The organism is Rhizobium leguminosarum, assembly GCF_002953715.1.
Lineage (GTDB): Bacteria > Pseudomonadota > Alphaproteobacteria > Rhizobiales > Rhizobiaceae > Rhizobium > Rhizobium leguminosarum_V.
Genome location: NZ_CP025012.1, coordinates 3,876,199 through 3,900,466, shown reverse-complemented (window position 1 = coordinate 3,900,466; position 24,268 = coordinate 3,876,199). Strand labels below are relative to the sequence as shown.

At 61.6% G+C, this 24,268-nt stretch carries 24 protein-coding genes; 14 read left to right on the top strand and 10 right to left on the bottom strand.

Translation table 11 applies throughout. From position 1 onward, the window contains the following. Positions 1-26: 26 nt before the first annotated feature. The 4 genes from CUJ84_RS19435 to CUJ84_RS19420 all read left to right on the top strand — a co-directional run bounded on the left by CUJ84_RS19435 (position 27) and on the right by CUJ84_RS19420 (position 4,803). A complete protein-coding gene (locus tag CUJ84_RS19435) occupies positions 27-1,031 on the top strand; it encodes an ABC transporter permease (protein ID WP_003552935.1) in 1,005 nt (334 codons plus the stop codon). A gap of 101 nt (positions 1,032-1,132) precedes the next feature. Next, entirely contained in the window at positions 1,133-2,080 is a 948-nt protein-coding gene (locus CUJ84_RS19430; protein ID WP_018072728.1) for a substrate-binding domain-containing protein, read from the top strand. 251 nt (positions 2,081-2,331) lie between these two features. Further along, on the top strand, positions 2,332-3,384 hold the full coding sequence (locus tag CUJ84_RS19425; protein ID WP_012759029.1) for a sugar phosphate isomerase/epimerase family protein: 1,053 nt from the start codon (positions 2,332-2,334) through the stop codon (positions 3,382-3,384). 231 nt (positions 3,385-3,615) lie between these two features. Continuing rightward, positions 3,616-4,803, top strand: coding sequence for a Gfo/Idh/MocA family protein (locus tag CUJ84_RS19420; RefSeq protein WP_105007407.1), 1,188 nt, complete (start codon positions 3,616-3,618; stop codon positions 4,801-4,803). Between the two features lie 81 nt (positions 4,804-4,884). Here CUJ84_RS19420 and CUJ84_RS19415 read toward each other — a convergent pair whose 3' ends face one another. Then, complete coding sequence (locus CUJ84_RS19415) at positions 4,885-5,289, bottom strand: DoxX family protein (RefSeq protein ID WP_105007406.1); 405 nt, start codon at positions 5,287-5,289, stop codon at positions 4,885-4,887. Between the two features lie 238 nt (positions 5,290-5,527). Here CUJ84_RS19415 and CUJ84_RS19410 point away from each other — a divergent pair, with 238 nt between their 5' ends. Beyond that, a complete protein-coding gene (locus CUJ84_RS19410; protein WP_105007405.1) occupies positions 5,528-6,901 on the top strand; it encodes a GH1 family beta-glucosidase in 1,374 nt (457 codons plus the stop codon). Positions 6,902-7,015: 114 nt separating this feature from the next. After that, positions 7,016-9,229, top strand: coding sequence for a putative bifunctional diguanylate cyclase/phosphodiesterase (locus CUJ84_RS19405; RefSeq protein WP_105007404.1), 2,214 nt, complete (start codon positions 7,016-7,018; stop codon positions 9,227-9,229). A gap of 48 nt (positions 9,230-9,277) precedes the next feature. On the opposite strand, the gene CUJ84_RS19400 is transcribed toward CUJ84_RS19405, so the two are convergent. From CUJ84_RS19400 to CUJ84_RS19385, 4 genes are all read right to left on the bottom strand, one after another. Next, positions 9,278-10,207, bottom strand: a complete 930-nt coding sequence (locus tag CUJ84_RS19400) for a rhodanese-related sulfurtransferase (protein WP_105008249.1) — start codon at positions 10,205-10,207, stop codon at positions 9,278-9,280. A gap of 71 nt (positions 10,208-10,278) precedes the next feature. Beyond that, entirely contained in the window at positions 10,279-10,755 is a 477-nt protein-coding gene (locus CUJ84_RS19395; RefSeq protein WP_105007403.1) for a VOC family protein, read from the bottom strand. Positions 10,756-10,909: 154 nt separating this feature from the next. Continuing rightward, positions 10,910-11,818 (bottom strand): CHAD domain-containing protein, encoded by a 909-nt coding sequence (locus CUJ84_RS19390; protein ID WP_105007402.1) that lies wholly within the window; start codon positions 11,816-11,818, stop codon positions 10,910-10,912. Next, on the bottom strand, positions 11,796-12,284 hold the full coding sequence (locus CUJ84_RS19385; RefSeq protein WP_105007401.1) for a CYTH domain-containing protein: 489 nt from the start codon (positions 12,282-12,284) through the stop codon (positions 11,796-11,798). Before CUJ84_RS19385 ends, CUJ84_RS19390 begins: the two co-directional genes overlap by 23 nt. A gap of 154 nt (positions 12,285-12,438) precedes the next feature. Between CUJ84_RS19385 and CUJ84_RS19380 the strand changes: the two genes are divergently transcribed. From CUJ84_RS19380 to CUJ84_RS19365, 4 genes are all read left to right on the top strand, one after another. Further along, on the top strand, positions 12,439-13,077 hold the full coding sequence (locus tag CUJ84_RS19380; protein WP_018243609.1) for a 2-dehydro-3-deoxy-phosphogluconate aldolase: 639 nt from the start codon (positions 12,439-12,441) through the stop codon (positions 13,075-13,077). 111 nt (positions 13,078-13,188) lie between these two features. Next, positions 13,189-13,908 carry a tellurite resistance TerB family protein gene (locus CUJ84_RS19375; RefSeq protein WP_105007400.1) on the top strand — a complete coding sequence of 240 codons (720 nt, stop codon included), beginning with the start codon at positions 13,189-13,191 and terminating at the stop codon, positions 13,906-13,908. 64 nt (positions 13,909-13,972) lie between these two features. Then, the gene (locus CUJ84_RS19370) at positions 13,973-14,668 is read left to right on the top strand and encodes a GNAT family N-acetyltransferase (protein WP_105007399.1); all 696 of its coding nucleotides are present in this window, start codon (positions 13,973-13,975) and stop codon (positions 14,666-14,668) included. Further along, positions 14,665-14,871, top strand: a complete 207-nt coding sequence (locus CUJ84_RS19365) for a hypothetical protein (RefSeq protein ID WP_105007398.1) — start codon at positions 14,665-14,667, stop codon at positions 14,869-14,871. Before CUJ84_RS19370 ends, CUJ84_RS19365 begins: the two co-directional genes overlap by 4 nt. Before the next feature lie 2 nt (positions 14,872-14,873). On the opposite strand, the gene CUJ84_RS19360 is transcribed toward CUJ84_RS19365, so the two are convergent. The 3 genes from CUJ84_RS19360 to CUJ84_RS19345 form a co-directional block, all read right to left on the bottom strand. Continuing rightward, positions 14,874-15,950 (bottom strand): nickel/cobalt transporter, encoded by a 1,077-nt coding sequence (locus CUJ84_RS19360; protein ID WP_105007397.1) that lies wholly within the window; start codon positions 15,948-15,950, stop codon positions 14,874-14,876. Continuing rightward, complete coding sequence (locus CUJ84_RS19355; RefSeq protein ID WP_105007396.1) at positions 15,944-16,585, bottom strand: DUF1007 family protein; 642 nt, start codon at positions 16,583-16,585, stop codon at positions 15,944-15,946. The genes CUJ84_RS19360 and CUJ84_RS19355 overlap by 7 nt, the downstream gene beginning before the upstream one ends. 241 nt (positions 16,586-16,826) lie before the next feature. Beyond that, positions 16,827-17,720, bottom strand: coding sequence for a LysR family transcriptional regulator (locus CUJ84_RS19345; RefSeq protein WP_003542994.1), 894 nt, complete (start codon positions 17,718-17,720; stop codon positions 16,827-16,829). Positions 17,721-18,247: 527 nt separating this feature from the next. Here CUJ84_RS19345 and odc2 point away from each other — a divergent pair. The 4 genes from odc2 (at position 18,248) to CUJ84_RS19325 (ending at position 22,746) form a co-directional block, all read left to right on the top strand. Then, on the top strand, positions 18,248-19,381 hold the full coding sequence (gene odc2 / locus CUJ84_RS19340; protein WP_105007394.1) for an ornithine/lysine decarboxylase: 1,134 nt from the start codon (positions 18,248-18,250) through the stop codon (positions 19,379-19,381). 94 nt (positions 19,382-19,475) lie between these two features. Next, positions 19,476-20,066: a GNAT family N-acetyltransferase gene (locus CUJ84_RS19335; RefSeq protein WP_105007393.1), complete on the top strand. Its 591-nt coding sequence runs from the start codon at positions 19,476-19,478 to the stop codon at positions 20,064-20,066. Positions 20,067-20,396: 330 nt separating this feature from the next. Continuing rightward, on the top strand, positions 20,397-21,425 hold the full coding sequence (locus CUJ84_RS19330; RefSeq protein WP_105008248.1) for a serine hydrolase domain-containing protein: 1,029 nt from the start codon (positions 20,397-20,399) through the stop codon (positions 21,423-21,425). A gap of 163 nt (positions 21,426-21,588) precedes the next feature. Beyond that, complete coding sequence (locus CUJ84_RS19325) at positions 21,589-22,746, top strand: GGDEF domain-containing protein (protein ID WP_105007392.1); 1,158 nt, start codon at positions 21,589-21,591, stop codon at positions 22,744-22,746. A 96-nt stretch (positions 22,747-22,842) separates the two neighbouring features. Here CUJ84_RS19325 and cysE read toward each other — a convergent pair whose 3' ends face one another. Together cysE and CUJ84_RS19315 are read right to left on the bottom strand one after the other, a co-directional pair. Beyond that, positions 22,843-23,661: a serine O-acetyltransferase gene (gene cysE, locus CUJ84_RS19320; protein WP_105007391.1), complete on the bottom strand. Its 819-nt coding sequence runs from the start codon at positions 23,659-23,661 to the stop codon at positions 22,843-22,845. Positions 23,662-23,805: 144 nt separating this feature from the next. Then, positions 23,806-24,255 carry a GNAT family N-acetyltransferase gene (locus CUJ84_RS19315; RefSeq protein ID WP_105007390.1) on the bottom strand — a complete coding sequence of 150 codons (450 nt, stop codon included), beginning with the start codon at positions 24,253-24,255 and terminating at the stop codon, positions 23,806-23,808. Positions 24,256-24,268 lie beyond the last annotated feature (13 nt).

The window sequence follows — 24,268 nt, the reverse complement described above, 5'->3', positions numbered from 1 at the left end:
TATGGGACGGGAGGTTGATTTTGGAAATGAGTGTCAACGAGGAGACCAGGGAAATCCGGCGCCGATCCTGGCGGGATGTCGACCTGCGTGCGGTCGCGCCCTTCGTCGCCCTGGCGCTGCTGCTGATCGTCGGAGCCCTGGTCAATCCCAATTTCATCGGCATTACCAACCTTGCCAATGTCGCGACGCGCAGCGCTTTCATCGCCATCATCGCGGTCGGTGCGACCTTCGTGATATCAGCAGGGGATCTCGATCTATCCGTCGGCTCCATGGTGGCCTTCGTCGCCAGCCTGATGATCCTGCTGATGAATTCGGGTGCCATCGAAAACCCGGCTTTGATGCTGACGGTCGCCGCTGTCTTCACGATCGTCGCCGGCGCGCTCTGCGGTCTGGCAAACGGCCTGATCACGACGGTGGGCCGGATCGAGCCCTTCATCGCCACGCTCGGCACGATGGGCATCTATCGCGGCCTGACGACATGGCTATCGCAGGGCGGCGCGATCACGCTTCGCTCTGCCGATATCCAGACGCTCTATCGCCCTGCTTATTTCGGCAATGTCGCCGGCATACCGGTACCGATCGTGGTGATCCTGGCCGTGACCGCGGTTGCAGCCTTCATCCTCTATCGCACCCGCTACGGGCGCCACGTCGTCGCTGTGGGATCAAACAGCGATGTCGCCCGCTATTCCGGTATCGCGGTCAACCGTGTGCGGACGATCGCCTTCGTCATCCAGGGATTGTGCGTCGCCATCGCCGTGCTGCTCTATGTTCCCCGGCTCGGCTCGACGTCGGCGACGACGGGCATCCTGTGGGAGCTGCAGGCGATCACGGCCGTCGTCGTCGGCGGCACGGCGCTCAAGGGTGGCGCGGGCAGGGTCTGGGGCACGATCTGCGGCGCCTTCATTCTCGAACTGGTCGGCAACATCATGCTGCTTTCGAATTTCATCAGCGAGTATCTGATCGGCGCCATCCAGGGTGCGATCATCATCATCGCCATGTTCGTCCAGCGCTCGCTTGTGCGCAAATCATGAATTGACCGGGCTTGAAACTGGCCAGGCTTACAATTGATCGGGCTTACAGGGCGTCCGGTCCCGATATGGAAAAGTCCCTGAAGTTATTGGGAGGAAATAGCATGCGTAAATTGATGTTGGGCCTGGCGGTTGCGGCGGTGACGTTCGCCGGCGCCGCTCACGCCCAGGACAAGAAATTCACGATCGGCGTGTCCATTCCGGCCGCCGACCACGGTTGGACGTCGGGCGTGGTGTTCCATGCCGAACGCGTCGCCAAGCTGCTGATGGCCGAACATCCCGGTCTCAACGTCATCGTCAAGACCTCGCCGGACGCCGCAAGCCAGGCCAATGCCGTGCAGGATCTCGATACGCAGGGCATCGACGCCCTCGTCATCCTGCCGTCGGATCCGGATCCGCTCGTCAACGCCATCAAGGAAGTCAAGGGCAAGGGCAAGTTCGTCGCCCTCGTCGACCGTGCGCCGAGCAACAACGACAATTCCGTGCGCGATCTCTATGTCGCCGGCAACAACCCGGCTCTCGGCGAAGTCGCCGGCAAGTACATCAAGGACACCACGCCGGACGCCGAAGTGGTCATCATCCGCGGTCTGCCGATCCCGATCGACCAGCAGCGCCAGGACGGCTTCGACAAGGGCATTGCCGGCTCGAACGTCAAGGTTCTCGACCGCCAGTACGGCAACTGGAACCGCGACGATGCCTTCAAGGTCATGCAGGACTACCTGACCAAGTATCAGAAGATCGACGTCGTATGGTGCCAGGACGACGACATGGCCGTCGGCGTTCTGCAGGCGATCGAGCAGGCCAAGCGCACCGACATCAAGTATGTCGTCGCCGGCGCCGGCTCCAAGGACATGGTCAAGAAGGTCATGGACGGCGATAAGCTGATCCCGGTCGACGTCCTCTATCCGCCGGCAATGGTCGGCACAGCGATGGAACTGACGGCGGCGGCACTTTATGATCAGGTTCCGGTTCACGGCAGCTACATCCTCGACGCGACGCTCGTCACCAAGGACAATGCCAAGGACTTCTACTTCCCGGATTCTCCGTTCTGATCCATTGACTGGAGACATGCGCCCATTCGTAAGGATGGGCGCATTTTTTATGCTTCCAATAGAGCGGGTGGCCGAAAATGCTGCACGTACCTCTTGCCCGCCAAAGCCCATCATGATTAGCTCGCCGCCATATCGCATCTGGCTTCGCGCCAAATCACGAGCCAAGGGCGAGGAGGCGCCTTGCTCCCGCCAAATTGCGTGCTACAACACTTCAGAAACGTTTACGGTCGATATTCAGGGAGGAATCTGACATGAAGACGATCAAGGGCCCCGGCCTTTTCCTTGGCCAGTTCGCGGGCGATACTGCTCCTTTCAACTCGTGGGACGCGATTACCAAATGGGCGGCCGACATCGGTTACAAGGGCGTCCAGGTGCCGACCTGGGCCAGCCAGCTGATCGATCTGAAGAAGGCTGCCACGTCCAAGGATTATTGCGACGAATTCGCCGGCAAGGCGCGTGAAAACGGCATCGAGATCACCGAACTCTCCACTCATCTGCAAGGACAGCTCGTCGCCGTTCACCCGGCCTATGACGAAGCCTTCGACGGGTTTGCTGCACCGGAGGTGCGCGGCAATCCGAAGGCGCGTCAGGAATGGGCGGTCGAGCAGGTCAAGATGGCACTGACGGCATCCAAAAACCTCGGTCTCAAGGCGCATGCGACCTTTTCCGGCGCGCTTGCCTGGCCCTTCATCTATCCCTGGCCGCAGCGTCCTGCCGGTCTGGTCGAGACTGCCTTCGACGAACTCGCCCGCCGCTGGACGCCGATCCTCAACCATGCGGACGAGAACGGTATCGACGTCTGCTACGAGATCCATCCGGGCGAGGACCTGCATGACGGCATCACCTTCGAGATGTTCCTGGAGCGGGTGAAGAACCATCCGCGCGCCAACATGCTCTACGATCCCTCGCACTACGTCCTGCAGTGCCTCGATTATCTCGACAATATCGACATCTACAAAGACCGCATCAAGATGTTCCACGTCAAGGATGCTGAGTTCAATCCGACCGGGCGCCAGGGCGTCTACGGTGGCTATCAGGGCTGGGTCGAACGCGCCGGCCGGTTCCGTTCGCTCGGCGACGGCCAGGTCGATTTCGGCGCGGTGTTCTCGAAGATGACGGCGAATAATTTCGACGGCTGGGCCGTGGTCGAATGGGAATGCGCGCTGAAGCATCCGGAGGACGGCGCCCGCGAAGGCGCCGAATTCGTTGCCGCCCATATCATCCGCGTCACCGAGAAAGCCTTCGACGATTTCGCCGGCAGCGGCACGGACCAGGCGGCGAACCGGCGGATGCTGGGGCTCTAACGCATAGGGGTGCCGTGATGCTGCCCCTCACCCTAACCCTCTCCCCGTTTTGACGGGGAGAGGGGACTTGCCACACCAAACGCAGAGAATGCCGCACACATAGCGGCATATCCCTTCGCCCCGCTAGCGGGGTCCGAAGGACGGGTTGAGGCCTGTGGCTCGACCCCGGTCGGTGGCGGCAGCCGGATGAGGGGCATACGTCCGCACCAAGTTAAATTTCAGGAGGAATCAATGGCAATCGAAGCATCATCCGAACAGACACGCGAGCCGCGCATCCGGCTCGGCATGGTGGGCGGCGGCGCGGGCGCGTTTATCGGCGCGGTGCACCGTATCGCGGCACGCATTGATGATCAGTACGATCTCATCGCCGGCGCGCTGTCGGCTTCGCCCGAAAAGGCGATCGCATCCGGCCGCGACCTCGGCCTCGATCCGTCGCGGACCTATTCCAGCTATCGCGAGATGGCGATCCGCGAGGCGAAGTTGAAGAACGGCATCGAGGCGGTGGCGATCGTCACGCCGAACCATGTTCACTACGATGCAGCCAAGGAATTCCTGAAGCGCGGCATTCATGTGATCTGCGACAAGCCGCTGACATCCAACCTTGCCGATGCGAAGAAGCTGAAGAAGATCGCCGACGAGAGCGGGGCACTCTTCGTGCTGACGCATAATTACACCGGCTATCCGATGGTCCGTCAGGCGCGCGAGATGATCGCGAATGGCGAACTCGGTGACATCCGTGTCGTCCAGGCCGAATATCCGCAGGACTGGCTGACGGAAGCGGTCGAGCAAACCGGCCAGAAGCAGGCCGCCTGGCGCACCGATCCGGCGCAGTCCGGCGTCGGCGGCTCGACCGGCGATATCGGCACGCATGCCTATAATCTCGCCGCCTTCATCACTGGCCTGGAACTCGACAGCCTCGCCGCCGATCTCGACAGTTTCGTTCCCGGCCGCCGGCTGGACGATAATGCGCATGTCATGCTGCGCTTCAAGGCGAAGGGCTCGGAGAAGCCGGCCAAGGGTATGCTCTGGTGCAGCCAGGTGGCGCCCGGCCATGAAAACGGCCTGATGGTGCGTGTCTACGGCACCAAGGGCGGGCTGGAATGGACCCAGAAGGACCCGAACTACCTGTGGTACACACCTTTCGGCGAGCCGAAGCGGCTGATCACTCGGGGCGGCGCCGGTTCAGGCGCTGCTGCCGGCCGTGTCACGCGCGTGCCGTCAGGGCATCCGGAAGGTTATCTCGAAGCCTTTGCGACGATCTATACCGAAGCCGCGCATGCGATCAACGCCCGCAAAAAGAGCAAGGCCGTCGACAAGGCAGTGGTCTACCCCACAGTCGATGACGGCGTGAAGGGCGTGGCTTTCGTCGAAGCCTGCGTCGCGTCTTCGAAGAGGAACGGCGCCTGGATCAAGGTCTGAATTTGCCGATCCGCGTCATTGGCATCGCCCAATGAAAAACGCCGAGGCGGTCTCAAGTCGCCTCGGCGTTTTGTATTTTGGTCAGACCGCAGCAGTGCGGCCGCGCTTCAGCAGGTTGTCGACGCTCAACGGTCCCGCACCTGCCGCCACCAGATAAAGAAACACGAAACAGAACAGGATCGCCGCGACGCCGCCGTTCTGGGCGGGGTAGATGCCCTTCGATGCATGCCCGATGAAATAGGCGACGGCCATCAGGCCGGAGAGCACGAAGGCTGCGATACGGGTCTGGAATCCCACCAGGACCAGGAAGCCGAGGGTGAGTTCGAGCAGCCTGGCAATCCAGGAGAGCGAGCCCGCGGGCGGCACGCTTGCCGCAGCCGGAAAATGCAGGATCTTCTGTGTTCCGTAGCTGAAAAGTACAAGTGACGAGACAATGCGCAACAGGCTCAGCAGATGAGGCTGCAGCGAATGGACCGAAGAGAGCATTGGATCCCTTTCATATTTGTGATGCCATTTCCCGTGTAAGGATCGCGGTCTCAACGGCCAAATCACGACTGCTGACATTGCCGTTATGAGGGCGGCAGCGCGGTGAGGGAGCGGCGTTGCAGCTGTTCTGTTTTTCTTCCTACAACGTTGCAGTTTTTCTTCCGGCCAGCCTGTACTTTGCCGTCAGGCTTGGCTAAATCCGGCGCAAACGGCTCAACCTGAGAGATAGGATTTCCAGATGATCGATCCGAAGAAACTCGCGGAGCGCTTTCCCGGCGACTTCACTTTCGGCGTTGCCACCGCTGCCTTCCAGATCGAAGGCGCCAGCAAGGCCGATGGCCGTAAACCGTCCATCTGGGATGCTTTCTGCAATATGCCCGGCCGCGTCCATAATCGCGATAACGGCGACGTTGCCTGCGATCACTACAATCGCCTGGAACAGGACATTGATCTGATCAAGGAGATGGGTGTCGAAGCCTACCGGTTCTCGATTGCCTGGCCGCGCATTATCCCGGACGGCACGGGTCCGGTGAACGAGGCCGGCCTCGATTTCTACGACCGGCTGGTCGACGGCTGCAAGGCGCGTGGCATCAAGACCTTCGCGACGCTCTACCACTGGGATCTGCCTCTATTGCTCGCCGGCGAGGGCGGCTGGACCGCGCGCTCGACCGCCTATGCGTTTCAGCGCTATGCCAAGACGGTGATGAACCGCCTTGGCGATCGCCTCGACCGGGTCGCGACTTTCAACGAACCCTGGTGCATCGTCTGGCTCAGCCACCTCTACGGCATCCATGCTCCGGGCGAGCGCAACATGCAGGCCGCCCTCCACGCCATGCATTACATGAACCTTGCCCACGGTCTCGGCGTCGAGGCGATCCGCTCGGAAGCCCCCAACGTGCCCGTCGGGCTTGTGCTCAACGCCGCTTCGGTCATTCCCGGCTCCGACAGCCCGGCCGATCTTGCCGCCGGCGAGCGTGCGCATCAGTTCCACAACGGCGCCTTCTTCGATCCCGTCTTCAAGGGCGAATATCCGAAGGAATTCGTCGAGGCGCTCGGCGACCGCATGCCTGTCATCGAAGATGGCGACTTGAAGCTCATCAGCCAGAAACTCGACTGGTGGGGCCTGAACTATTACAAGCCCGAGCGGGTCACTGATGATGCCGAACGCAAAGGCGATTTCCCCTGGACGGTGGAAGCGCCGCCGGCAAGCGACGTCAAGACCGATATCGGCTGGGAAATCTATGCGCCGGGCCTGAAGCTCTCGATCGAGGATCTCTACCGTCGCTACGAACTGCCGGAATGCTACATCACCGAGAACGGCGCCTGCGACAACACCGATGTCATCGACGGCGAGGTCGACGACACGATGCGCCTCGACTATGTCAGCGATCACCTCGAAATCGTTGCCGGCCTCATCAAGGACGGCTATCCCCTACGCGGCTATTTCGCCTGGAGCCTGATGGACAATTTCGAATGGGCGGAGGGCTACCGCATGCGCTTCGGCCTGGTCCATGTCGATTATGAGACCCAGCTACGCACGGTGAAGAAGAGCGGCAAGTGGTATCGCCAACTCGCGGCCAAATTCCCGAAGGGCAATCACAAGCCGGGTTAGGGGGCGCGTCCCCAGGCGGCGGGACAAAAATAGCTCATCAGAGGCATGCAACAGCCGGTTGCTTAAACGTTTTTGAACCCTTGGCTGGCAAAGTCCGACGGTCAGGGAGTCGTAATGCAGACCACCGGAAAGTCGCAGAGCAAAGGATTGGGAATAGGCCGTCACATCACCGTCACGGGCGTGCTTTTTTCCTTCGCAGTCATCGTCGCAGTCGTCACCGTCATGGTGCTGACGGCGCTCGAACGCGTGGCCGAAAATGCCAATCTCCTCGATGACGAGCGCTCGCGCGAAACGACTGTCGGTGCGCTGAAGACCTTCGAGGATCAGCTCGGCGCGACGCTCGACGATTACGCCGCTTGGGACGACGCCGCCGTCAACGTCTACGCGCCTGACGGCATGGCCTGGACGGTGAGCAATTACGGCGAGATGTCGGTCAACAGCTCGCTGTTCGACATGGCGATCGTCATCGATGGTGAGAAGAAGGCGATCATGGCCTATCGCGACGGCAAGCCGATGGAGGAGCCGCTCACGGATTTCTTCACGCCGTCGCTCTGGACCCTGCTCGACACGGTGAAGGCTGCCGGTCCGGCCGATCGTCCTCAGGCGATCGGTTTCGTCACCACCAAGCGGGGCATTGCCGCCGTCGGCGTGGCGTTGGTTCGGAAAAAGTCCGGTGCGCTTGACGTGCCCGCCGGCCAGCACCGCTATCTCGTTTTCGCTCGCCATCTCGATGACGACAGGGTGGCCGCTCTCGGCCAGACCTATGTCATCGGTGGGCTGCGGCTGGCGCCGCCGAGTTTTGAGGCCGACTATCTCGTACCGATCGTCGATCCGACGGGGGCAACGCTCGGCAAGCTCGTCTGGGCCTCGCGTTCACCCGGCGATATCGCCTATGCACAGGTGCGGCCGATGGTCATTCAGGCGCTCGGCCTCGTCGGATTGTTTTTCGCAGTGCTGCTGGTTATCGGCTGGCTTGCCGGCCGCCGCCTGAAGGCAGAGGAAGGCAGCGCCCGCGAAGAGGCGCTGCGCGACAGGCTGAGCGGCCTTTCCAATCGCGACGGTCTCGGGCTCGCCGTCGATCGTTTTGTCGTCGAGGCACGCCAGACCAAGCGCAACGTGCTGCTCCTCTATCTCGACCTCGATGGCTTCAAGGAAGTCAATGACAGCTATGGCCACGGCACCGGTGACCAGTTGATCCGCGCGGTCGCAGCCGGGCTCGATGTACTCATTCCGCAAGGTGCGGTTCTCGCCCGTATTGGCGGCGATGAATTTGCGATCGCCTTTCTCTCCGACAGCGAGAATGCCGCAGCCCTCCAGCTTGCCGAGCAGATCCTCGATTTTCTCGTCGAGCCATTGGAGATCGGTCGCCGTGTCGTCGTCGTCGGGGCAAGCATTGGTATCGCCATGTCGCCTTTCGGGGCGATCGGGCGTGAGGAGCTGGTGCGCCGTTCCGACCTTGCCATGTACAAGGCGAAGGAGGCCGGCCGCGCGCGCATGACGCTCTACGATCCGTCGATGGACGCCGATCGAGAGCAGCGCAATGCGCTGGAACTCGATTTGCGGATCGCCATCGAAAGCGGCGACTTGACGCTTGCCTACCAGCCGCTGATCGATGCGGCGACGCATGCGATGACCGGCGTCGAGGCGCTGGTGCGCTGGAACCGTCCGGGCCATGGCCCTGTGTCGCCCGAGCTGTTCATCCCAATCGCCGAAACCAGCGGCCTCATCGAATCGCTTGGCCTGTTCGTGCTGCGTAAAGCCTGTGAGACAGCCAAGCAATGGCCGGAACTCAACGTCTCGGTCAACGTCTCGCCCGGCCAGTTCCGCAATCCCGCCTTTACCGACTACGTGCGCTACGTGCTGAAGCAGACGGAGATCGAGGCCGGTCGCATCACGCTCGAGATCACCGAAGGCTACATGATCCAGAATCCGCAGCGCACCCGCCAGTCGATCGAACGGCTGAAGGGGCTGGGGGTAAAGGTGGCGCTCGACGATTTTGGTTCCGGCTTCTCCTCGATCGGTTATCTCAGGCAGTTCGGCTTCGACCGCATCAAGATCGACCGCTCGCTGGTCATGGGTGTCAACGAAGACAAACGCCAGCGCGAGATGCTGCAGGCGACGGTAGCGCTCGCCCGCTCGCTCGACATTCCGGTGACGGCCGAAGGCATCGAGACCGAGGAGCAGGCGATAGCCATGCGCCTTTTCGGCTGCGACTGCCTGCAGGGCTATTGGTTCGGAAAGCCTGTGACATCAGACCTTATCACCGAGATGCTGAACGAGCGGCGTGCAGCCGGGCCGGAAACTCGGCGCCGTATCGGCGCTGTCTGACCGGTAGCGATCTTCAGACAGCAAGGCTGATCCAATCAGAAGTCCGGGTTAGCTGCCGATATGCCGTTGGCCACGCTTTTTGGCGAGGGCGATCTGGTGCTGACGCTGACGGTAGCGCAGCCGGTCTTCCTCCGTGCGCGAGTGGTAGCAGTGGCTGCAGGAAACGCCTTCCTCGTAGAGCGGCGAGGTGATTTCCTCGGCGGTGATCGGGTTGCGGCAGGCGTGGCACAGCCTGTGTTCGCCTTGCTTCAGACCGTGCTCGACGGAGACGCGCTCGTCGAAGACGAAGCAGGCGCCATCCCAGAGGCTTTCCTCCTGCGGCACTTCCTCCAGATATTTCAGGATGCCGCCCTTCAGATGATAGACCTCGTCGAAGCCCTCAGCCTTCATGAAAGCGGTGGCCTTCTCGCAGCGTATGCCGCCGGTGCAGTACATGGCGACCTTCGGCTTGTTGTGCAGGCCGGGATTGTTGCGCACCCAATCGGGAAATTCACGGAAAGTCTTGGTCTTCGGGTCGAGCGCGCCGCGAAAGGTGCCGATTGCCGTCTCGTAATCGTTGCGGGTGTCGATGACGATGGTATCAGGATCGGAGATCAGCGCGTTCCAGTCCTTGGCCGCCACGTAGGTGCCGACCACCTTGTTGGGGTCGATGTCCTCGACGCCCATGGCGACGATTTCCTTCTTCAGCTTTACCTTCATGCGCAGGAAGGGCATTTTCGAGGCGCGGCTTTCCTTGTGCTCCAGGCCCGAAAATTCCGGCTGGGCGCGCAGGAAGGCGAGCGCGGCGTGAATGCCGGCATCCGGGCCCGCGATCGTCCCGTTAATGCCTTCATGCGCCAGAAGCAGCGTTCCCTTGACGCCGTTCTCCTCGCAAAGCGTCTGCAGCGGCGCTTGCAGGCTGGCAAAGCGCGGCACGGAAACGAAATGGTAAAGTGCGGCCACGAGGAACGGGCTGGTGTGTGTCAGGCTGTCGGTCATGGGCCGGAAATACAGAAAATCGGCGGACCGCGCAATTGCCTTCGCCAGCGGCGGCTTTGACCGCTGACCGATTACGCCCGCGCCTGCCACGCGGAAAACGGCCGCACGCCGAAACTCCGGTCGGGGATGTCGTCGAGAAGGCTGATGAACTCGATCGAGTGCCCGTCCGGATCCTTGAAATAGATCGACAGCGCCGGCATCCAGCCGAGAACCACCGGCTCCGTTACCGGTTCGCCGGTAAAGCCGAGAGGTTCCACACCCTTTGCCTTGAGAGTGGCGGGTGCCTGAAGCACACCATCGGCGGTCATGCGGAAGGCGATGTGCAGCCGCATCTTCAGCGGCCCGGTTCCGGTTTCCCAGAGGCCGAGCATGCCGGTCTTCCTGTCGTCCACCCAGAGGAAAGCGACTTTGCGCTCCTCGAACGACGCTGCGGGTTCGAGGCCGACGACATCGCGGTAGAAATCGGTAGAGGTCTTGAGATCGGCAACGGTCAGATGGGTCTCGTAGAGCCCGAGCACCCTCGGCATCGCGGCATTTTCGGCGGTCATTTTTTCCTCGCGGATCAAGTCTCTGCTTGTTCGACCACCGCAAGCTAGGACCTCAAGATTGGTTGAGGTCAATAACGTTCCTTGCGAAATCTTCAGATGCTGGAGCAATCGGAAATGCAGAGCAGCGCACAAGCGCTTCCGGTTTCGCCGTCTCTCAACTCCCGGCCATCAGCCAGAGAAGCTCGATGCGCTGGGCTTCCTCGTCGGCATCATCGGCGAAGACGGCTTCGGCTTTGATCAGCGCTTGCCGCCGGTCTTCCTGCTGGCGGAAGATGATCATGTCGAGCAGACGCGCCAGGTCGTCATTGCGAGTGAAGAGCTGCGGTTCGGCCTCGACCAGTTCGGAGAGTACGGTCAGATCGTGGATGTGGCCGAGATCCTCGACGAGTTCCTTGGCCGCGTCGCGTTTGGCCTTCATCGCGCCCGGCCAGACGTCGCGCAAAAGGGCATGGTAGAGCCGATAGTCGTAGGTGCGTTTGCGCAGATCGTGGAAATCGTCGGCCGATGCCTCGCCGTGGCAGGTTGCAAGCGCGGTCTTGGCCTTGCGTGCGGTGCGGCGCCAGCTTTTTGCCAGCATGCGTGCATTCTTGCGGTGGCCGCGATCAAAGGAGACTGCGTCCAAGGCGGTGATCGCCTCCTTCAAAACGTCGGCGGTTTCCGCGAGCCGCTGTTCCAGGCCGCTTTCGGCTTCCGCCATCCAGTCACGGCGCCCTTCGAGAATGGTGACGATGCGGCCGAGCGCCTCGCTCTCCTCGTTCCCGCGGGCAGCATGCTGCAGATATTGCGCGGTGCCGATGAGGGCAGCAGCATCGCGGATCGCCGAAAGCGAGCGTGCGGCATCGCGCAGCCTCGCATTTTCCTGGGCCTGAAAATCCGGCACCTCGCGGGCCACGAGGCGGTAGAGCGAGCGCAGTCGCTTCAGGTTCTTGCGGAAAGAATGGATCGCCTCATGCGCGCCGTCCGGGCGTTCCCCGAGGACAGTGATGGCGTGTTCCAGCTGCCTGGTCGCGGCGTTACGGAACGCTTCGGTGAAATCGGCGTCAGGCCGAATGCGATAGGCCATGCCTGTCGTGCCCGTATTCAGTGGCAAGGGCCTGGTTGGAATAACGGAAGTCTCCGGTTACTTCGCGGCCGAGCCAAGCGGGCAGGGCCGGATCGTCGGTTTCCGCCGTCATCTCCACCTCGGCAATCACCAGTCCGCGATGCTCGCCGGTAAAGACGTCGACTTCCCAGACGAAACCCTCATGCGGAACGCGATAGCGCGTCTTCTCGATGACGACGCCGATCGCGTTCTGCAACAGCTCCTCGGCATCGGTGATCGGGATGTCGTATTCGAATTCGTCACGGGTGATGGTGCTGCGGCCGATCTTGATCGTCAGTTTCGCTTTCCTGTCGTCGAGGATGCGTACCCGCACGGAACGGTCGTCCATCGAGGCGATGTAGCCCTGCCTGAGGACAGACTTCGTCTCGACGGCGGAACGCCATCCATCGCTGCGTACAAGAAACTTCCGCTCGATCTCTTTCGCCATACCGGTGAACCTTTTGTGACGATTGCGGCACGGTAGACCAATTTCCACGCATTTCATACCCATCTTGTCCTGCGGTCTGGTTTTATCTCGACAAGGTTCCGCGGGGGCGTTATTCGGGATCCGAATTCAATCGTTTCAAGGAAGTCGCACGACCATGGGCGAGAAAACAGAAAAGCTCCTTTCCATCCTGAAGCTCCAGCCGGTCGTTCCGGTTTTGATCGTCGACGATGCCAAGTCGGCGGTGCCGCTGGCCCGGGCGCTCGTCGCGGGCGGGCTGAAGGCGATCGAGATCACCATGCGCACGCCGGCAGCCCTCGAGGCCGTGCGCGCCGTCGCCGCCGAGGTCGAGGGCGCCGAAGTCGGCGCCGGCACGATCCTCAATGTCGCCCATTGGGAAGCCGCTGTCGCGGCCGGTTCGAAGTTCATCGTCAGCCCGGGCACGACGCAGGAACTGCTCGATGCCGCCGCCGATTCCGATGTGCCGCTGCTTCCGGGGGCCGCGACTGCCAGCGAAGTCATGGCGCTGCGCGAAGAAGGCTATCAGGTACTGAAATTCTTCCCGGCCGAGCAGGCCGGTGGCGCCGCCTATCTCAAGGCGCTGTCCTCACCGCTTGCCGGCACGCTGTTCTGCCCGACCGGCGGCATTTCGCTGAAGAACGCCCATGATTATCTCTCGCTGCCGAACGTCATCTGCGTCGGCGGCTCGTGGGTGGCGCCGAAGGAACTGGTCGCGGCCGGCGACTGGGCTGGCATTACCAAGCTCGCGGCAGAGGCGGCGGCGCTGAAGGCCTGAGTTTCGGCAGGAGCGGGTGGGCCCCGCAGCTCAATCCCGCTCCCTCTATTTGTATTTCAGCCGTCGCAAACCTATGTTCTCCTCCAGTTTCAAACAGGGAGACGACGAGGAATGTTCGACGCAAAGAAGCTTCTCGACCAGTTCTTGGGTTCACAGATGCCAGGTCTCGGCGGTTCGGTCCGCGACAGGGCCGGCGACGCCGTGCAGACGGCAAAGAACAATCCGCTGGCGACTGGCGCCATTGCCGCCGTACTTCTCGGCACCAAGACCGGCCGCGGTATTGCCGGCAATGCACTGGCGATCGGCGGTCTTGCCGCGATTGCCGGCCTCGGCTACCAGGCCTACAAGAATTACCAGGCGGGGCAGGCGCCCGCAGCCCCCTCGGATGCGCCGTCGGCAAACAATCCGGTTCTTCTGCCGCCGCCTGCCGAGTCCGGTTTCGGGCCGACGTCGCCTGCCGGCAGCAATGAATTCGTGCTGGTGCTGATCCGCGCGATGATCGCCGCCGCCAAGGCCGACGGTCATATCGACGATGCCGAACGCGCCCTCATCATGGACAAGGTCAAGGCTGCCGACGTTAGCGGCGAGGCTGCTGCCTTTATCGAGCATGAACTCGCTTCGCCGACGGATATCGATGCGCTCGTTGCCGCCGCGACGACGGAAGAACAGCGCGTCGAGCTTTACACCGCCTCGCGGCTCACCATCGACCCGGATTCGCGCGCCGAGCGCGGTTATCTCGATCTGCTGGCCGGCCGCCTCGGCCTTGCCGACCCGCTGGTCGACCATATCGAGGCAACGGTGTCCTCCGCCAAGGTGACCTTGTCACAGTGACATCTAGGCCGGTTGCCTTTGTCGGGCGGCTGGCCTATCCACTCTTCCGAAAAGGGGAGTGGACATGCGCGATCTTGCAAATTTCAAGGGCTGCCCGGCACCGAAGCCGGTCACGCTGAAGGGCCGTTTCGTCACGGTCGAGCCTTATCAGCGCGCCGAACATCTTGAGGCGCTGTGGGATGGGCTTGGCGGCATGGGCATCAATCCGCTGCTTCTCTATTTCGCCCAGGACGATTTCTCCGGTATCGACGATTTCGCCAACTGGCTGGAAACCGTCAATACCAAGTCCGGCTGGCTCACCCACATCTTTCGCGACAACGCCACCGGCAAGATTGTCGGCATGGCGAATTACATGCGCGCCGACCCGGCAAACGGCGTGGTTGAGATCGGCGGGGTGGCGCACGGGGCCGAGATGAAGCGGTCGCCGCTGTCGACCGAGGTGCATTACCTGATGGCTAAACATGTCTTCGAGGATCTCGGCTACCGCCGCTACGAATGGAAATGCGACAATAAGAACGAGGCGAGCAAGACGACGGCCGCGCGCTACGGCTTCAGCTTCGAAGGCGTCTTCCGCCAGCACATGATTTCAAAGCGTCGCAACCGCGATACCGCCTGGTTCTCGATAATCGACGATGAATGGCCGCTGATCAATGCGGCCTTCGAAACCTGGCTTTCGCCTGGCAATTTCGATGCCGAGGGCAACCAGATCCGCCGCCTGCAGGACATCCGCGCCGATCTTGAAAAGGAAAGACTCGCGTGAGCCCGGAAAGCCGCTCGCAGGCGACCGCCGCCGGCATCATCCTGCTTAGCGCCGCCCTCGTCATCTATTTCCTGCCGACCATTGTGCTGTGGATTGGCAATTTCTCGCCGACGCTGGCGATCGTCGTCGGCGTCTGCCTGATCCTGGCGTTTTTCGCAGTCTTCTGGCTGCGGGCGCGCTACCAGCGCCGCCGGGGAAAGTAGTTTTATCCCTGCAGCGAGGCCCCGAGCAGCAAGGCGCCCATCAGCATGACGAGCACGGCGCCGAGGATTTCGATGGCGTTGCCGATCCAGATCGAGGCGGTCGAGCCGCGTCCGGAGAGGCGGACGGCTGCACTCTTGGCGGTGACGGCAAGTGTGGCAAGCAGGGAAACGGTGATCGCCGTGCCAAGCGACATGGCGGCGACCGAAAGCACGCCGCCGAGATAGAGCCCGTTGAGCAGCGAGAAGGTCATGACCAGCAATGCGCCGGAGCAGGGGCGCAGACCGACGGCCACGATCGCCGACCAAGCCTCGCGGGCGCTGAACCTGTCGCCGGCGAGCAGGGCCGGATCAGGCACATGGGCGTTGCCGCAGGTCTCGCAGACCATGCCGGGAACGAAGGTATGGCCGGCTTCCACAGCCTGCGCCTTGCCGTTGAAGGCATAGGCCTGGCGTTCGGCGGCATTGTCCTTCCAGTCGAGCATCATGCTGACCGGACCGGCCGGCGTCGCCATCAGCCGGCGGCGCGGCATGTTGCCCACCAGCGAGCGCAGTTTGCGGAACAGCAGCCAGCCGCCGAAGAGGATGACCATGACGAAGCTTGAGATCTCCATCGCGTGGGTCGCCGCCGTCAGCGTGATGCCGGTGCCGCGCAGCACCAGCCAGGCACCGCCGACCAGCGCCACCGCCATGACGCCCTGGACGGAGGCCGAAATGAAGGAAATCACCACGCCGCGCTTCAGCTCGACCTCGTTGGCGATCATGTAGGAAGAGATGACCGCCTTGCCGTGGCCCGGGCCGGCGGCATGGAAGACGCCATAGGCGAAGGAGAGGCCGATCAGCGATGCCAGCTGCCAGGGGTCTTGGCGCATGGCCTTCAAGGCACCGGTCAGCGCCCGGTAGAAGGCTTGCTGCTCGTAATTGACGTAGAGAAATAGCGGCGCAAACGGCCCGCCTGTCGGCTGGAAGCTCGGCTCCGCCGTGCCGATGCCGAGCGGCGATTGCGCATGAGCGAGACTTGCAGCCGTCACCAGCGCAAGGGTCGCAGCGGAAAGGATGAGGGGCAGGCGTTTCGTCAGCATGTGACCTCCAGCCGGGTGGCGAAGAGTTTGGACATGTTGGTGCCGGTGGGATCGTTGAAGAAGGCGTCCGTCAGCGACTGTTTGTTTTGCGAGATCACCTCGTCGGCATCCGGCCGCACCACCTGATGTTTGCAGGCCTTGAAGCCGTCTCCGACGATCGCAAGCTCGTTGTCTGTGGGAAAATCGATCGAGGTGTAGAGCGTCGGGTCGTAGACGCCGAAGGTGAGCCTGCCCTTCAGCGGCATCTTCTCCACCGGCTTGACCGCGAAGAACATCAGCAGCTGGCCATCCTTGTAGTCGACATGGATGATGTCGGGCTTCTGGACGGTGATGTTCTTCCCGTTGATCGTCAGATTCATGTAGTAGTCGTAATCGGCAAGCGACTTTTTGACCGTGTTGCCGACGTCGGTCAGCTCGTTCGGCTCCAGCTTCAGGTCTGTGTTCTTGTCGAAATCCATGACCACAGAGGACGAAAAGACCTCGTCGAAGCGCCAGACATTGCGCAGTTCCTCGACGCTGCCGTCCTTGCCGGCCACGACTTCGAGACGCGCCTCCACGAAGATGTGCGGATGGGCAAAGGCGGCCGCCGGCGCCAGCGAAAGAAGCGCGGCGATCAGTATCGTTGAATGTCTCATTTATCCCGCTGCCCTGTTCGCTGCCCCTGACTTCTTGCCAGAAATTGGGACGGAATTGGGACCGGGCTCAGCATCGGTTTCGCGGGAGCGGATGCCACTGCATAATTCCTTAAATCGGAATCGATTTAAGGATAAAATTATGCAGCGATTTAAAGTGCTACAGCGTCCTTTGCGCGTCTGAAAAGACGCGCGGCGCTGTAGAGCAGGGCGGAATGTCGCATCGCTTCGCAAGGGCGCTACCCTATGGATGCTTCTTGAACCAGTTGTGCAGGTAGTCGACGAAGATCCTCACCTTGGCCGGCAGGTAGCGCCGGTGCGGATAGACGGCATAGATGCCGCGGTCGGTCGGGGTGTAATCGTTGAACAGGGTCACCAGTTCGCCGCTCTCGATCGGCTTGCGGGCGATGAAATCCGGGATGAAGGCTACGCCGATGCCGGCAAGTGCCGCGCGTAATGTCGCATGCGGGCTGTTGACCTCTATCGGTCCGGAAACGGCGACGGCGAACGAGGTGTTGTCAGGATTGTGGAAGCGGATGCTTGCCTGGGTGCGCGCATTGGTATCGACGATGAAGGGGACGCTGGAAAGGGCCGTTGGGTGATCGAGATCGGGATAACGCTCGAGAAATTCAGGGGTGGCGCAGATATGGATGCGGAAATCCGAGATCTTGCGGGCGATCATGCCGGAATCTTCGAGCTTGGTGATGCGGATCGCGACGTCGAAGCCTTCCTCGATCAGATCGACGAACCGGTCATCGGCGGCGATCTCCAGTGAAAGATCCGGGTTCTCCTTGGCGAAATCGATCAGCGACTGGCCGACATCGGCATCAACGAAGGTGCGCGGCACGGAAATGCGCAGCCGTCCTTTGAGCTGTGCATTGTTCTCACGCACGAGATCGGCAAGGTTGTCGATCTCCTTTAAGATATCGGAGGCGGTGCGGTAATAGGTGTGGCCGGCTTCGGTCATGGAGAATTGCCGGGTGGTGCGGTTGAGCAGCAGGGCGCCGAGCTCATCCTCCAGTTCGCGCACATATTTGGAGAGCAGCGCCTTTGAGCGGCCGGTGCGTCGTGCCGCGGCGGAGAAGCCTTCGGCCTCGACGACATCGATGAAGGCACGTATGCGGGTCAAGGTATCCATGGCACCCCTCAGGCTGTTTCGGAATGTTGAACAAATTGGCTCGTCTTGTTCAATTATTTTTTTAGCCTGAGATTAAAAAATCGCTTGATTATGAAGGCGAATATTCTTATTTCCCACTCAGCCCAAAGTCGCACGTGCCCATGGGTGTCCGCCGAACCCTCGAATTGGTGAGGAAATCGGTAAGGTACCTGGAATTAACCCCTCCAGTCGCTATTCCGGCCAACCGGAAAATGCGAGGACGCCTGAAGCAACGACGGTGCGGGCCTTTTTGTTCTCTCCCTGCTTTCCATCAGCGGGGGTTACTGAAGAGGCACACCATCATTGCCGGAAGTGCGGTTGGGATTCTCCCTCCAATCCATGGCAGACAAAGCCGAACTTACACCGCATCGCGGCGTTGGTTCACGATCTGCGCATCGAGCGCTTGCTATGGTTCCGGGGTCTCCACCGGCTGGTTCCAATGCGAGCTATCGTATGCCCTTTGTCCTCCGGTTCAAACCGGAGCTCTGGAATTGGAAGAGGGAATCGATATGACCACCCAGCGCATCCGCGACTTTCTCGCAACCCGACGTCCCGATGGTCCCTGCCTCGTGGTTGACCTCGACGTCGTTCGCGACAATTTCCACGCCTTCCGTCACGCTATGCCGGACAGCGCCATCTATTATGCCGTCAAGGCCAACCCGGCCCCTGAAGTGCTGAAGCTGCTTGCAGGCCTCGGCTCCAATTTCGATTGCGCATCCGTTGCCGAAATCGAAATGGCGCTCGAAGCCGGTGCGACCGCCGCCCGCATCTCCTACGGCAACACGATCAAGAAGGAACGTGACGTTGCCCGCGCGCATGCGCTCGGCGTCAGCCTCTTTGCCGTCGACAGCCACGAGGAAGTCGAGAAGATCTCGCGCGCCGCTCCCGGCGCCCGTGTCTTCTGCCGCGTGCTCACGGATGGTGAAGGCGCTGAATGGCCGCTGTCGCGCAAGTTCGGCTGCGTTCCGCAGATGGCTGTCGACGTTCTCGTCTACGCCCATCAGCTCGGCCTGCAGTCCTATGGCGTCTCGTTCCATGTCGGTTCGCAGATGACCAAGGTCGACGCCTGGGATTCGGCACTCGCCGATGCCAAGCGCGTCTTCGTATCGCTTGCCAAGCAGGGCATCCACCTGCAGATGGTCAACATGGGCGGCGGCTTCCCGACCAAGTACCTGCGCGACGTCCCGTCCGCAGAAGCTTACGGCAAGTCGATCTACCAGGCGCTGCGCACGCATTTCGGCAACCAGATCCCGCAGACGATCATCGAGCCGGGCCGCGGCATGGTCGGCAATGCCGGTGTCATCAAGGCGGAAGTCGTGCTGATTTCGAAGAAGTCGGACAATGACGATGCCCGCTGGGTATTCCTCGACATCGGCAAGTTCGGCGGTCTCGCCGAGACGATGGACGAAGCCATCCGCTATCCGATCCGTACGGATCACGACGGCGACGAGATGGAGCCCTGCGTTATTGCCGGTCCGACCTGCGATTCGGCCGACGTGCTCTACGAGAAGAACCTCTATCCGCTGCCGATCTCCCTTTCGATCGGCGACGAGGTCCTGATCGAAGGCACCGGCGCCTATACGACGACCTATTCGGCGGTCGCTTTCAACGGTTTCGACCCGTTGAAGGCCTACGTCATCTAAGGTCGTTTCCGCCGGCCCCGTAACCAGCCGGGGCGGCAACTTCACAATTTTCCTTCATCGCCGCTGATAACGGTATTGGGTACGGGAGGCCAAGATGGCCGCTGTTCTTGATTCTGTCCGCGCATTCTTTGCGCCTACCACTTTTGCCATCGACGCCGAAAATCCTTCGGATGTCGTTGCTCGTGAAAACCTGCTCGATCGCGTCATGGGACCGGATCGCCGCAAGAAGTCGTCGGAGAAGATCCGCCGCAACCGCGTTCCGGCAGAGGGCCTTGCGCTCGTCGCGCGCGATCGCGACGGCCATGTCATCGGCTCGGTGCGGCTCTGGAACATCGAGGCCGGCGTCAATGACGAAGGCACGCCGATCAATGCGCTGCTGCTTGGACCGCTCGCCGTTGCGCCCCATCACGGCGGCAAGGGCATCGGTTCGGCGCTGATGCGCGCGGCGATCCTCGAAGCGAAGAAGCGCGGGCATGGCGCCGTCCTGCTCGTCGGCGATGCTGCCTATTACGAGCGTTTCGGCTTCTTTGCCGAGAAGGCTCGCCATCTTGTCATGCCGGGTCCGTTCGAACGTTCGCGCTTTCTTGCGCTCGAACTCACGGAAGGCTGGCTTGACGGCGCGGCCGGCATGATCGTCCCCTCGGGACGCATGCTGGCCAGCGCGCCGGCTCGCCGCGCAGCCTAGCGCATCGGCCCGAAAATCGGAATTGTTTTTCGGAAAGCACGGTGCGTCGATTCAAAGTGTTACAGCGTCCTTTGCGCGTCTGAAAAGACGCGCGGCGCTGTAAGGCTGCGCCGACCGGCCAGCCAGGTTGGGAATTTTCCCCCGGCTGGTAATGTCCGCGCCGTTTGACCACCCAGGCAGGCGGGCCTGGTGTGGTTGCGGCGCGGATTGTCTCTTTGGCGGGTGAAGCGGCGCGTGGTCGCTAACTCCCCGGCGCACGCGGAAACACAATCGCGTGAAAAGTGGCGCCGACACGCGAACATATCGCGGCGATATCTTATGTTGCGCCGCATGATCCGCCTTCTCTCCCTTCTGTTTCTCCTCTGCCTGCCGCTTGCCGCAACGGGGCCGGCGGCTGCCCAGAGCACGGCTTCCGGCGTCGGCGGGCTTGGTCAGCGTCTCGATCGCGCGGTGAGCGACCCCGCGATGCGACCTCTGAAGACATTGATTGTCGCTCGCGACGGACGCGTGCTCAGCGAACGTGGGTTCCATGGTCATTCGCCGTCGGAATCGACCAATATCAAATCCGCTTCGAAGTCGATCATCTCGGCGCTGGTCGGTATCGCCATCGACAAAGGCCTGCTGACGGGGCCGGATCAGAAGATCGCGCCGATCCTAAAGGCCGATCTCCCTGTAACGCCCGACCCGCGCATCAACGACATCACCATCGGCAATCTTCTCTCGATGCAGGCCGGGCTCGATCGCATGTCGGGGGCGAACTACGGCCGCTGGGTCTCCTCGCGCAACTGGGTGCGCTTTGCGCTGTCGCAGCCTTTCGTCGATCAGCCCGGTGGCGAGATGCTTTATTCCACCGCATCCACGCATCTGCTTTCGGCCATTCTTACCAAGGTCGGCCGGCGGTCGACACTGGCGCTGGCGCGCGAATGGCTGGGTCCTGTCGAAGGTTTCCGCATCGGTGCATGGGAACGCGATCCGCAGGGCATCTATCTCGGGGGCAATCAGATGGCGATGAGCGCCCGGTCGCTGCTTGCCTTCGGCGAACTCTACCGCAACGGCGGCAAGACCGCCGACGGCCGCCAGATCGTATCTGCCGACTGGATCTCGCAGTCGTGGCAGCAGCGCACAAACTCGCGCTTCTCGGGCGATGAATATGGCTATGGCTGGTTCACGCGGCAGATCGGCGGCGAGCACGTGCATTTCGCCTGGGGTTATGGCGGGCAGATGCTCTATATCGTGCCGTCACTCGATCTCACCGTCGTCATGACCTCGGAAGAGAGCGGTCCCTCTGCCCAAAACGGCTACAGGGACTTGCTGCACGGTCTGTTGGCGGACATTATCGGCGCTGTGCGGGCCGCCTGAAGACAGCGCCGCGCGTCTTTGCAGACGCGTAAAGGACGCTGTAACGCTTGAATTGCTGCATTATGCCGCAGGAAAACCCCGCAATCGTTAAATTCTTAGCGAAGCGCCCAATCAAACCGCAAAACGCTTCCTGTAAATTCCGCAAGAATTTCGGGAAAGCGCCATGCTACTGGATCTCAGGACAATCTATTTCATTGTTGCCGTGAGTTGTTTCGTGCTGGGCATTCTCCAGCTTGCAGCCTATGCGACCGGCCGCTTCGAGAGGTGGCCGCTCTGGTGGGGTTTGAGCAACCTTCTTGTCGGCGTCGGGTCCTTCCTCGTCGCGTTGCGCAATCTCGTTCCAACCTCCGTCTCGATCGACGGCGGCAATATCGTCACCATCGCCGGCTACATGCTGATGTTCTTTGCCGTGCGGGTGTTTTCGGGACGAGCGCTCGACCAGCGCACTTTCTGGCTTGCCATCTTGCTCGTCAGCGTTCCTGTCGTCCTCATCGTCAGCGATCCATCGGCAGTCTCGGCGAGGCTCCTCTACGTCTCCGTCATCTGCTGCCTCTGCGATCTTGCCGTCGCATGGGAGGCAATCAGCATTGTCCGGCGCGAGAGGCTTTATTCGGCAGCCTTGCTTGTCGGCCTCTATATTTGCACTGCGGCGATCTTTGCGGTTCGCAGCATTCTCGCGGCGACCGGTGAGATCGGTGGGCCGGATCCTTTCGGCGGCAGTGCAATTCATAGCTGGATGGCGGTATCGGCGGTCGCGTTCATCATGCTTCGCAGCATGGCCATGGTGCTGATGGCCGCCGAGCGCAGCCGAAATCAGCTGACGGAACTCGCTCACCACGATCCGCTGACCGGCGCGCTCAATCGCGGTGGCCTTGCCCAGCATCTGCCGGCTCTCGGTTCCCAGCCGGTCTCGCTGCTGATCATCGATATCGACCATTTCAAACAACTGAACGACAGGCATGGCCATGCCGCCGGCGACGATATCCTGCGGCTTTTCGCCAGTGTTTCGAGAAGCATCATGCGCTCCGACGACCTGCTCGCCCGTCAAGGTGGGGATGAGTTCCTGGCGGTGCTGAAAAATGTTTCCCGGGAGGATGCAGTGGCGATTGCAGAGCGCATCCGTCTCGCCTTCGCCGCCGCCGTCCTGCAGCGGACGGATCTGGCCGTCTTTCCGACGCTGAGCATCGGCGTTGCCGCGCGTGCGGAAAGCGGCGGAGATTTTGAACGGCTGATGCAGAAGGCGGACGAAGCGCTCTATCGTTCGAAGCGCGAAGGCCGCAACCGGGTCGAAGTCTTCGGAGAAAATCAGCAGGCCGCGTAGGAACGGGGCGAATGTTCCTATCTCGGAGCGGCTCTATCTCATTGCCTTCGCGCAATTCCGGACGCAAAACCGCTGCGCACTTTTGCTGGAATAGCTCTAGATATTCTGGTCCATCGTCTCGGCCGGGATTTCGTCGACGCGGTGGACGCGCACGAGCGTCGCCGGAACGCCGGCGACTGTGCAATGCGTGGGAACCGATTTGAGCACGACGCTGCCGGCCGCGACTTTGCTGAAGGCGCCGATTTCGATATTGCCGAGGATCTTGGCACCGGCGCCGATCATCACACCGTGGCGGATCTTCGGGTGGCGGTCGCCGGTCTCCTTGCCAGTGCCGCCGAGCGTGACGTTCTGCAGGATGGATACTTCATCCTCGATGACAGCCGTTTCGCCGATGACGATGCCCGAACCGTGGTCGAGCATGATGGACGCGCCGATCCGTGCCGCCGGATGGATATCCGGGCCGAAGACCAGCGAAACGAGATTGGCGAGCCAACTGGCGATCTCCGGACGGCCGGAGATCCAGAGCGCATGGGCGATACGATGCGTCTCAAGCGCATGAAAGCCCTTGAGATTAAGAAGCGCGTGCAGAAATGTCGTGCAGGCCGGATCGCGCTCGCGCACGGCGATGAGATCGGCCTCGACCTTCCGCATGATATCGCCATCAAGTGTGGACCGGATGAGATCGAACAGATCACCCGTTTCCACCTGCGCCACGGAGAGCCGCGCGGCCAGCACGCGGGCGATGATCTCATCGTTGCCGGCAGTGTCCGTTACCTGAGCGGCAAGCAGCTGCTGTAATATCGGCTCGCGTGCGGCAAGCTCAACGGCCTCGGCGCGGATCACGGTCCAGACGGATGCGTCGCCCAAAGGCTGCGGCCGTTGTTCGGTCAAACCGAGGCCGGTCGATTTCGACATTCCCGTTTCCTCTGTCAGCCAGGGTGGCGCGCAAAGCGCTTCCGGTGTGGTTCATGTTTCGCCCGGGCCAGGCGTTTGGCAAGCCCCGATTATAGTCTAGCCGTCCGACGGTTGCAGGTCAGGTGTCCGCTCCGGAAGCCGGCGTCAGTAATAGAGCACATCCGGCTCCCGTTCTTCATTGTCGGCGCCATCGGTCTCCTCTTCGGCGGTAAAACCGTGCCGTTGGTAGAACGCACGAGCGCCCGCATTACGCTGGAACGTCCAGAGCCTGATCTCGTCCATCTCTTCCTTGGCGCAGCCAAGAAGCAAGGAGCCAATGCCCATGCCCTGAAAGTCGGGAAGAACGTAAAGCTGCTCTATCCAGTTGTCGCCATAGGCGATGACGCCGACGAGCCGGTTTCCCATGGCAGCGCCGAGGATCGAGCAATTCGGCAGCAGATGCATGCGCCAGTAGTGCTCTTCTTCCTCGGGCGTATGCACATCCGGCAGCCAGGGCAGCCGCTGCCACAGGGCGACACGTCTGATTTCGGCTGCGGCTTGCATGTGGTCGGCCGTCAGCGCCACGATTTCGGGTTCCGTCAGGGCGTCGTCCATTACCGGCAGCGGG

What these genes read in the sequence shown, in the direction of transcription:
- CUJ84_RS19385 (WP_105007401.1), bottom strand. Translation starts at nt 12,284, where the DNA reads ATGGCGAAAGAGATCGAGCGGAAGTTTCTTGTACGCAGCGATGGATGG.
- CUJ84_RS19315 (WP_105007390.1), bottom strand. Translation starts at nt 24,255, where the DNA reads ATGGACGACGCCCTGACGGAACCCGAAATCGTGGCGCTGACGGCCGAC.
- CUJ84_RS19425 (WP_012759029.1), top strand. Translation starts at nt 2,332, where the DNA reads ATGAAGACGATCAAGGGCCCCGGCCTTTTCCTTGGCCAGTTCGCGGGC.
- CUJ84_RS19370 (WP_105007399.1), top strand. Translation starts at nt 13,973, where the DNA reads ATGCGCGATCTTGCAAATTTCAAGGGCTGCCCGGCACCGAAGCCGGTC.
- CUJ84_RS19325 (WP_105007392.1), top strand. Translation starts at nt 21,589, where the DNA reads ATGCTACTGGATCTCAGGACAATCTATTTCATTGTTGCCGTGAGTTGT.
- CUJ84_RS19400 (WP_105008249.1), bottom strand. Translation starts at nt 10,207, where the DNA reads ATGACCGACAGCCTGACACACACCAGCCCGTTCCTCGTGGCCGCACTT.
- CUJ84_RS19415 (WP_105007406.1), bottom strand. Translation starts at nt 5,289, where the DNA reads ATGCTCTCTTCGGTCCATTCGCTGCAGCCTCATCTGCTGAGCCTGTTG.
- CUJ84_RS19360 (WP_105007397.1), bottom strand. Translation starts at nt 15,950, where the DNA reads ATGCTGACGAAACGCCTGCCCCTCATCCTTTCCGCTGCGACCCTTGCG.
- CUJ84_RS19405 (WP_105007404.1), top strand. Translation starts at nt 7,016, where the DNA reads ATGCAGACCACCGGAAAGTCGCAGAGCAAAGGATTGGGAATAGGCCGT.
- cysE (WP_105007391.1), bottom strand. Translation starts at nt 23,661, where the DNA reads ATGTCGAAATCGACCGGCCTCGGTTTGACCGAACAACGGCCGCAGCCT.
- CUJ84_RS19375 (WP_105007400.1), top strand. Translation starts at nt 13,189, where the DNA reads ATGTTCGACGCAAAGAAGCTTCTCGACCAGTTCTTGGGTTCACAGATG.
- CUJ84_RS19335 (WP_105007393.1), top strand. Translation starts at nt 19,476, where the DNA reads ATGGCCGCTGTTCTTGATTCTGTCCGCGCATTCTTTGCGCCTACCACT.
- CUJ84_RS19410 (WP_105007405.1), top strand. Translation starts at nt 5,528, where the DNA reads ATGATCGATCCGAAGAAACTCGCGGAGCGCTTTCCCGGCGACTTCACT.
- CUJ84_RS19395 (WP_105007403.1), bottom strand. Translation starts at nt 10,755, where the DNA reads ATGACCGCCGAAAATGCCGCGATGCCGAGGGTGCTCGGGCTCTACGAG.
- CUJ84_RS19330 (WP_105008248.1), top strand. Translation starts at nt 20,397, where the DNA reads ATGATCCGCCTTCTCTCCCTTCTGTTTCTCCTCTGCCTGCCGCTTGCC.
- odc2 (WP_105007394.1), top strand. Translation starts at nt 18,248, where the DNA reads ATGACCACCCAGCGCATCCGCGACTTTCTCGCAACCCGACGTCCCGAT.
- CUJ84_RS19430 (WP_018072728.1), top strand. Translation starts at nt 1,133, where the DNA reads ATGCGTAAATTGATGTTGGGCCTGGCGGTTGCGGCGGTGACGTTCGCC.
- CUJ84_RS19390 (WP_105007402.1), bottom strand. Translation starts at nt 11,818, where the DNA reads ATGGCCTATCGCATTCGGCCTGACGCCGATTTCACCGAAGCGTTCCGT.
- CUJ84_RS19435 (WP_003552935.1), top strand. Translation starts at nt 27, where the DNA reads ATGAGTGTCAACGAGGAGACCAGGGAAATCCGGCGCCGATCCTGGCGG.
- CUJ84_RS19420 (WP_105007407.1), top strand. Translation starts at nt 3,616, where the DNA reads ATGGCAATCGAAGCATCATCCGAACAGACACGCGAGCCGCGCATCCGG.
- CUJ84_RS19355 (WP_105007396.1), bottom strand. Translation starts at nt 16,585, where the DNA reads ATGAGACATTCAACGATACTGATCGCCGCGCTTCTTTCGCTGGCGCCG.
- CUJ84_RS19345 (WP_003542994.1), bottom strand. Translation starts at nt 17,720, where the DNA reads ATGGATACCTTGACCCGCATACGTGCCTTCATCGATGTCGTCGAGGCC.
- CUJ84_RS19380 (WP_018243609.1), top strand. Translation starts at nt 12,439, where the DNA reads ATGGGCGAGAAAACAGAAAAGCTCCTTTCCATCCTGAAGCTCCAGCCG.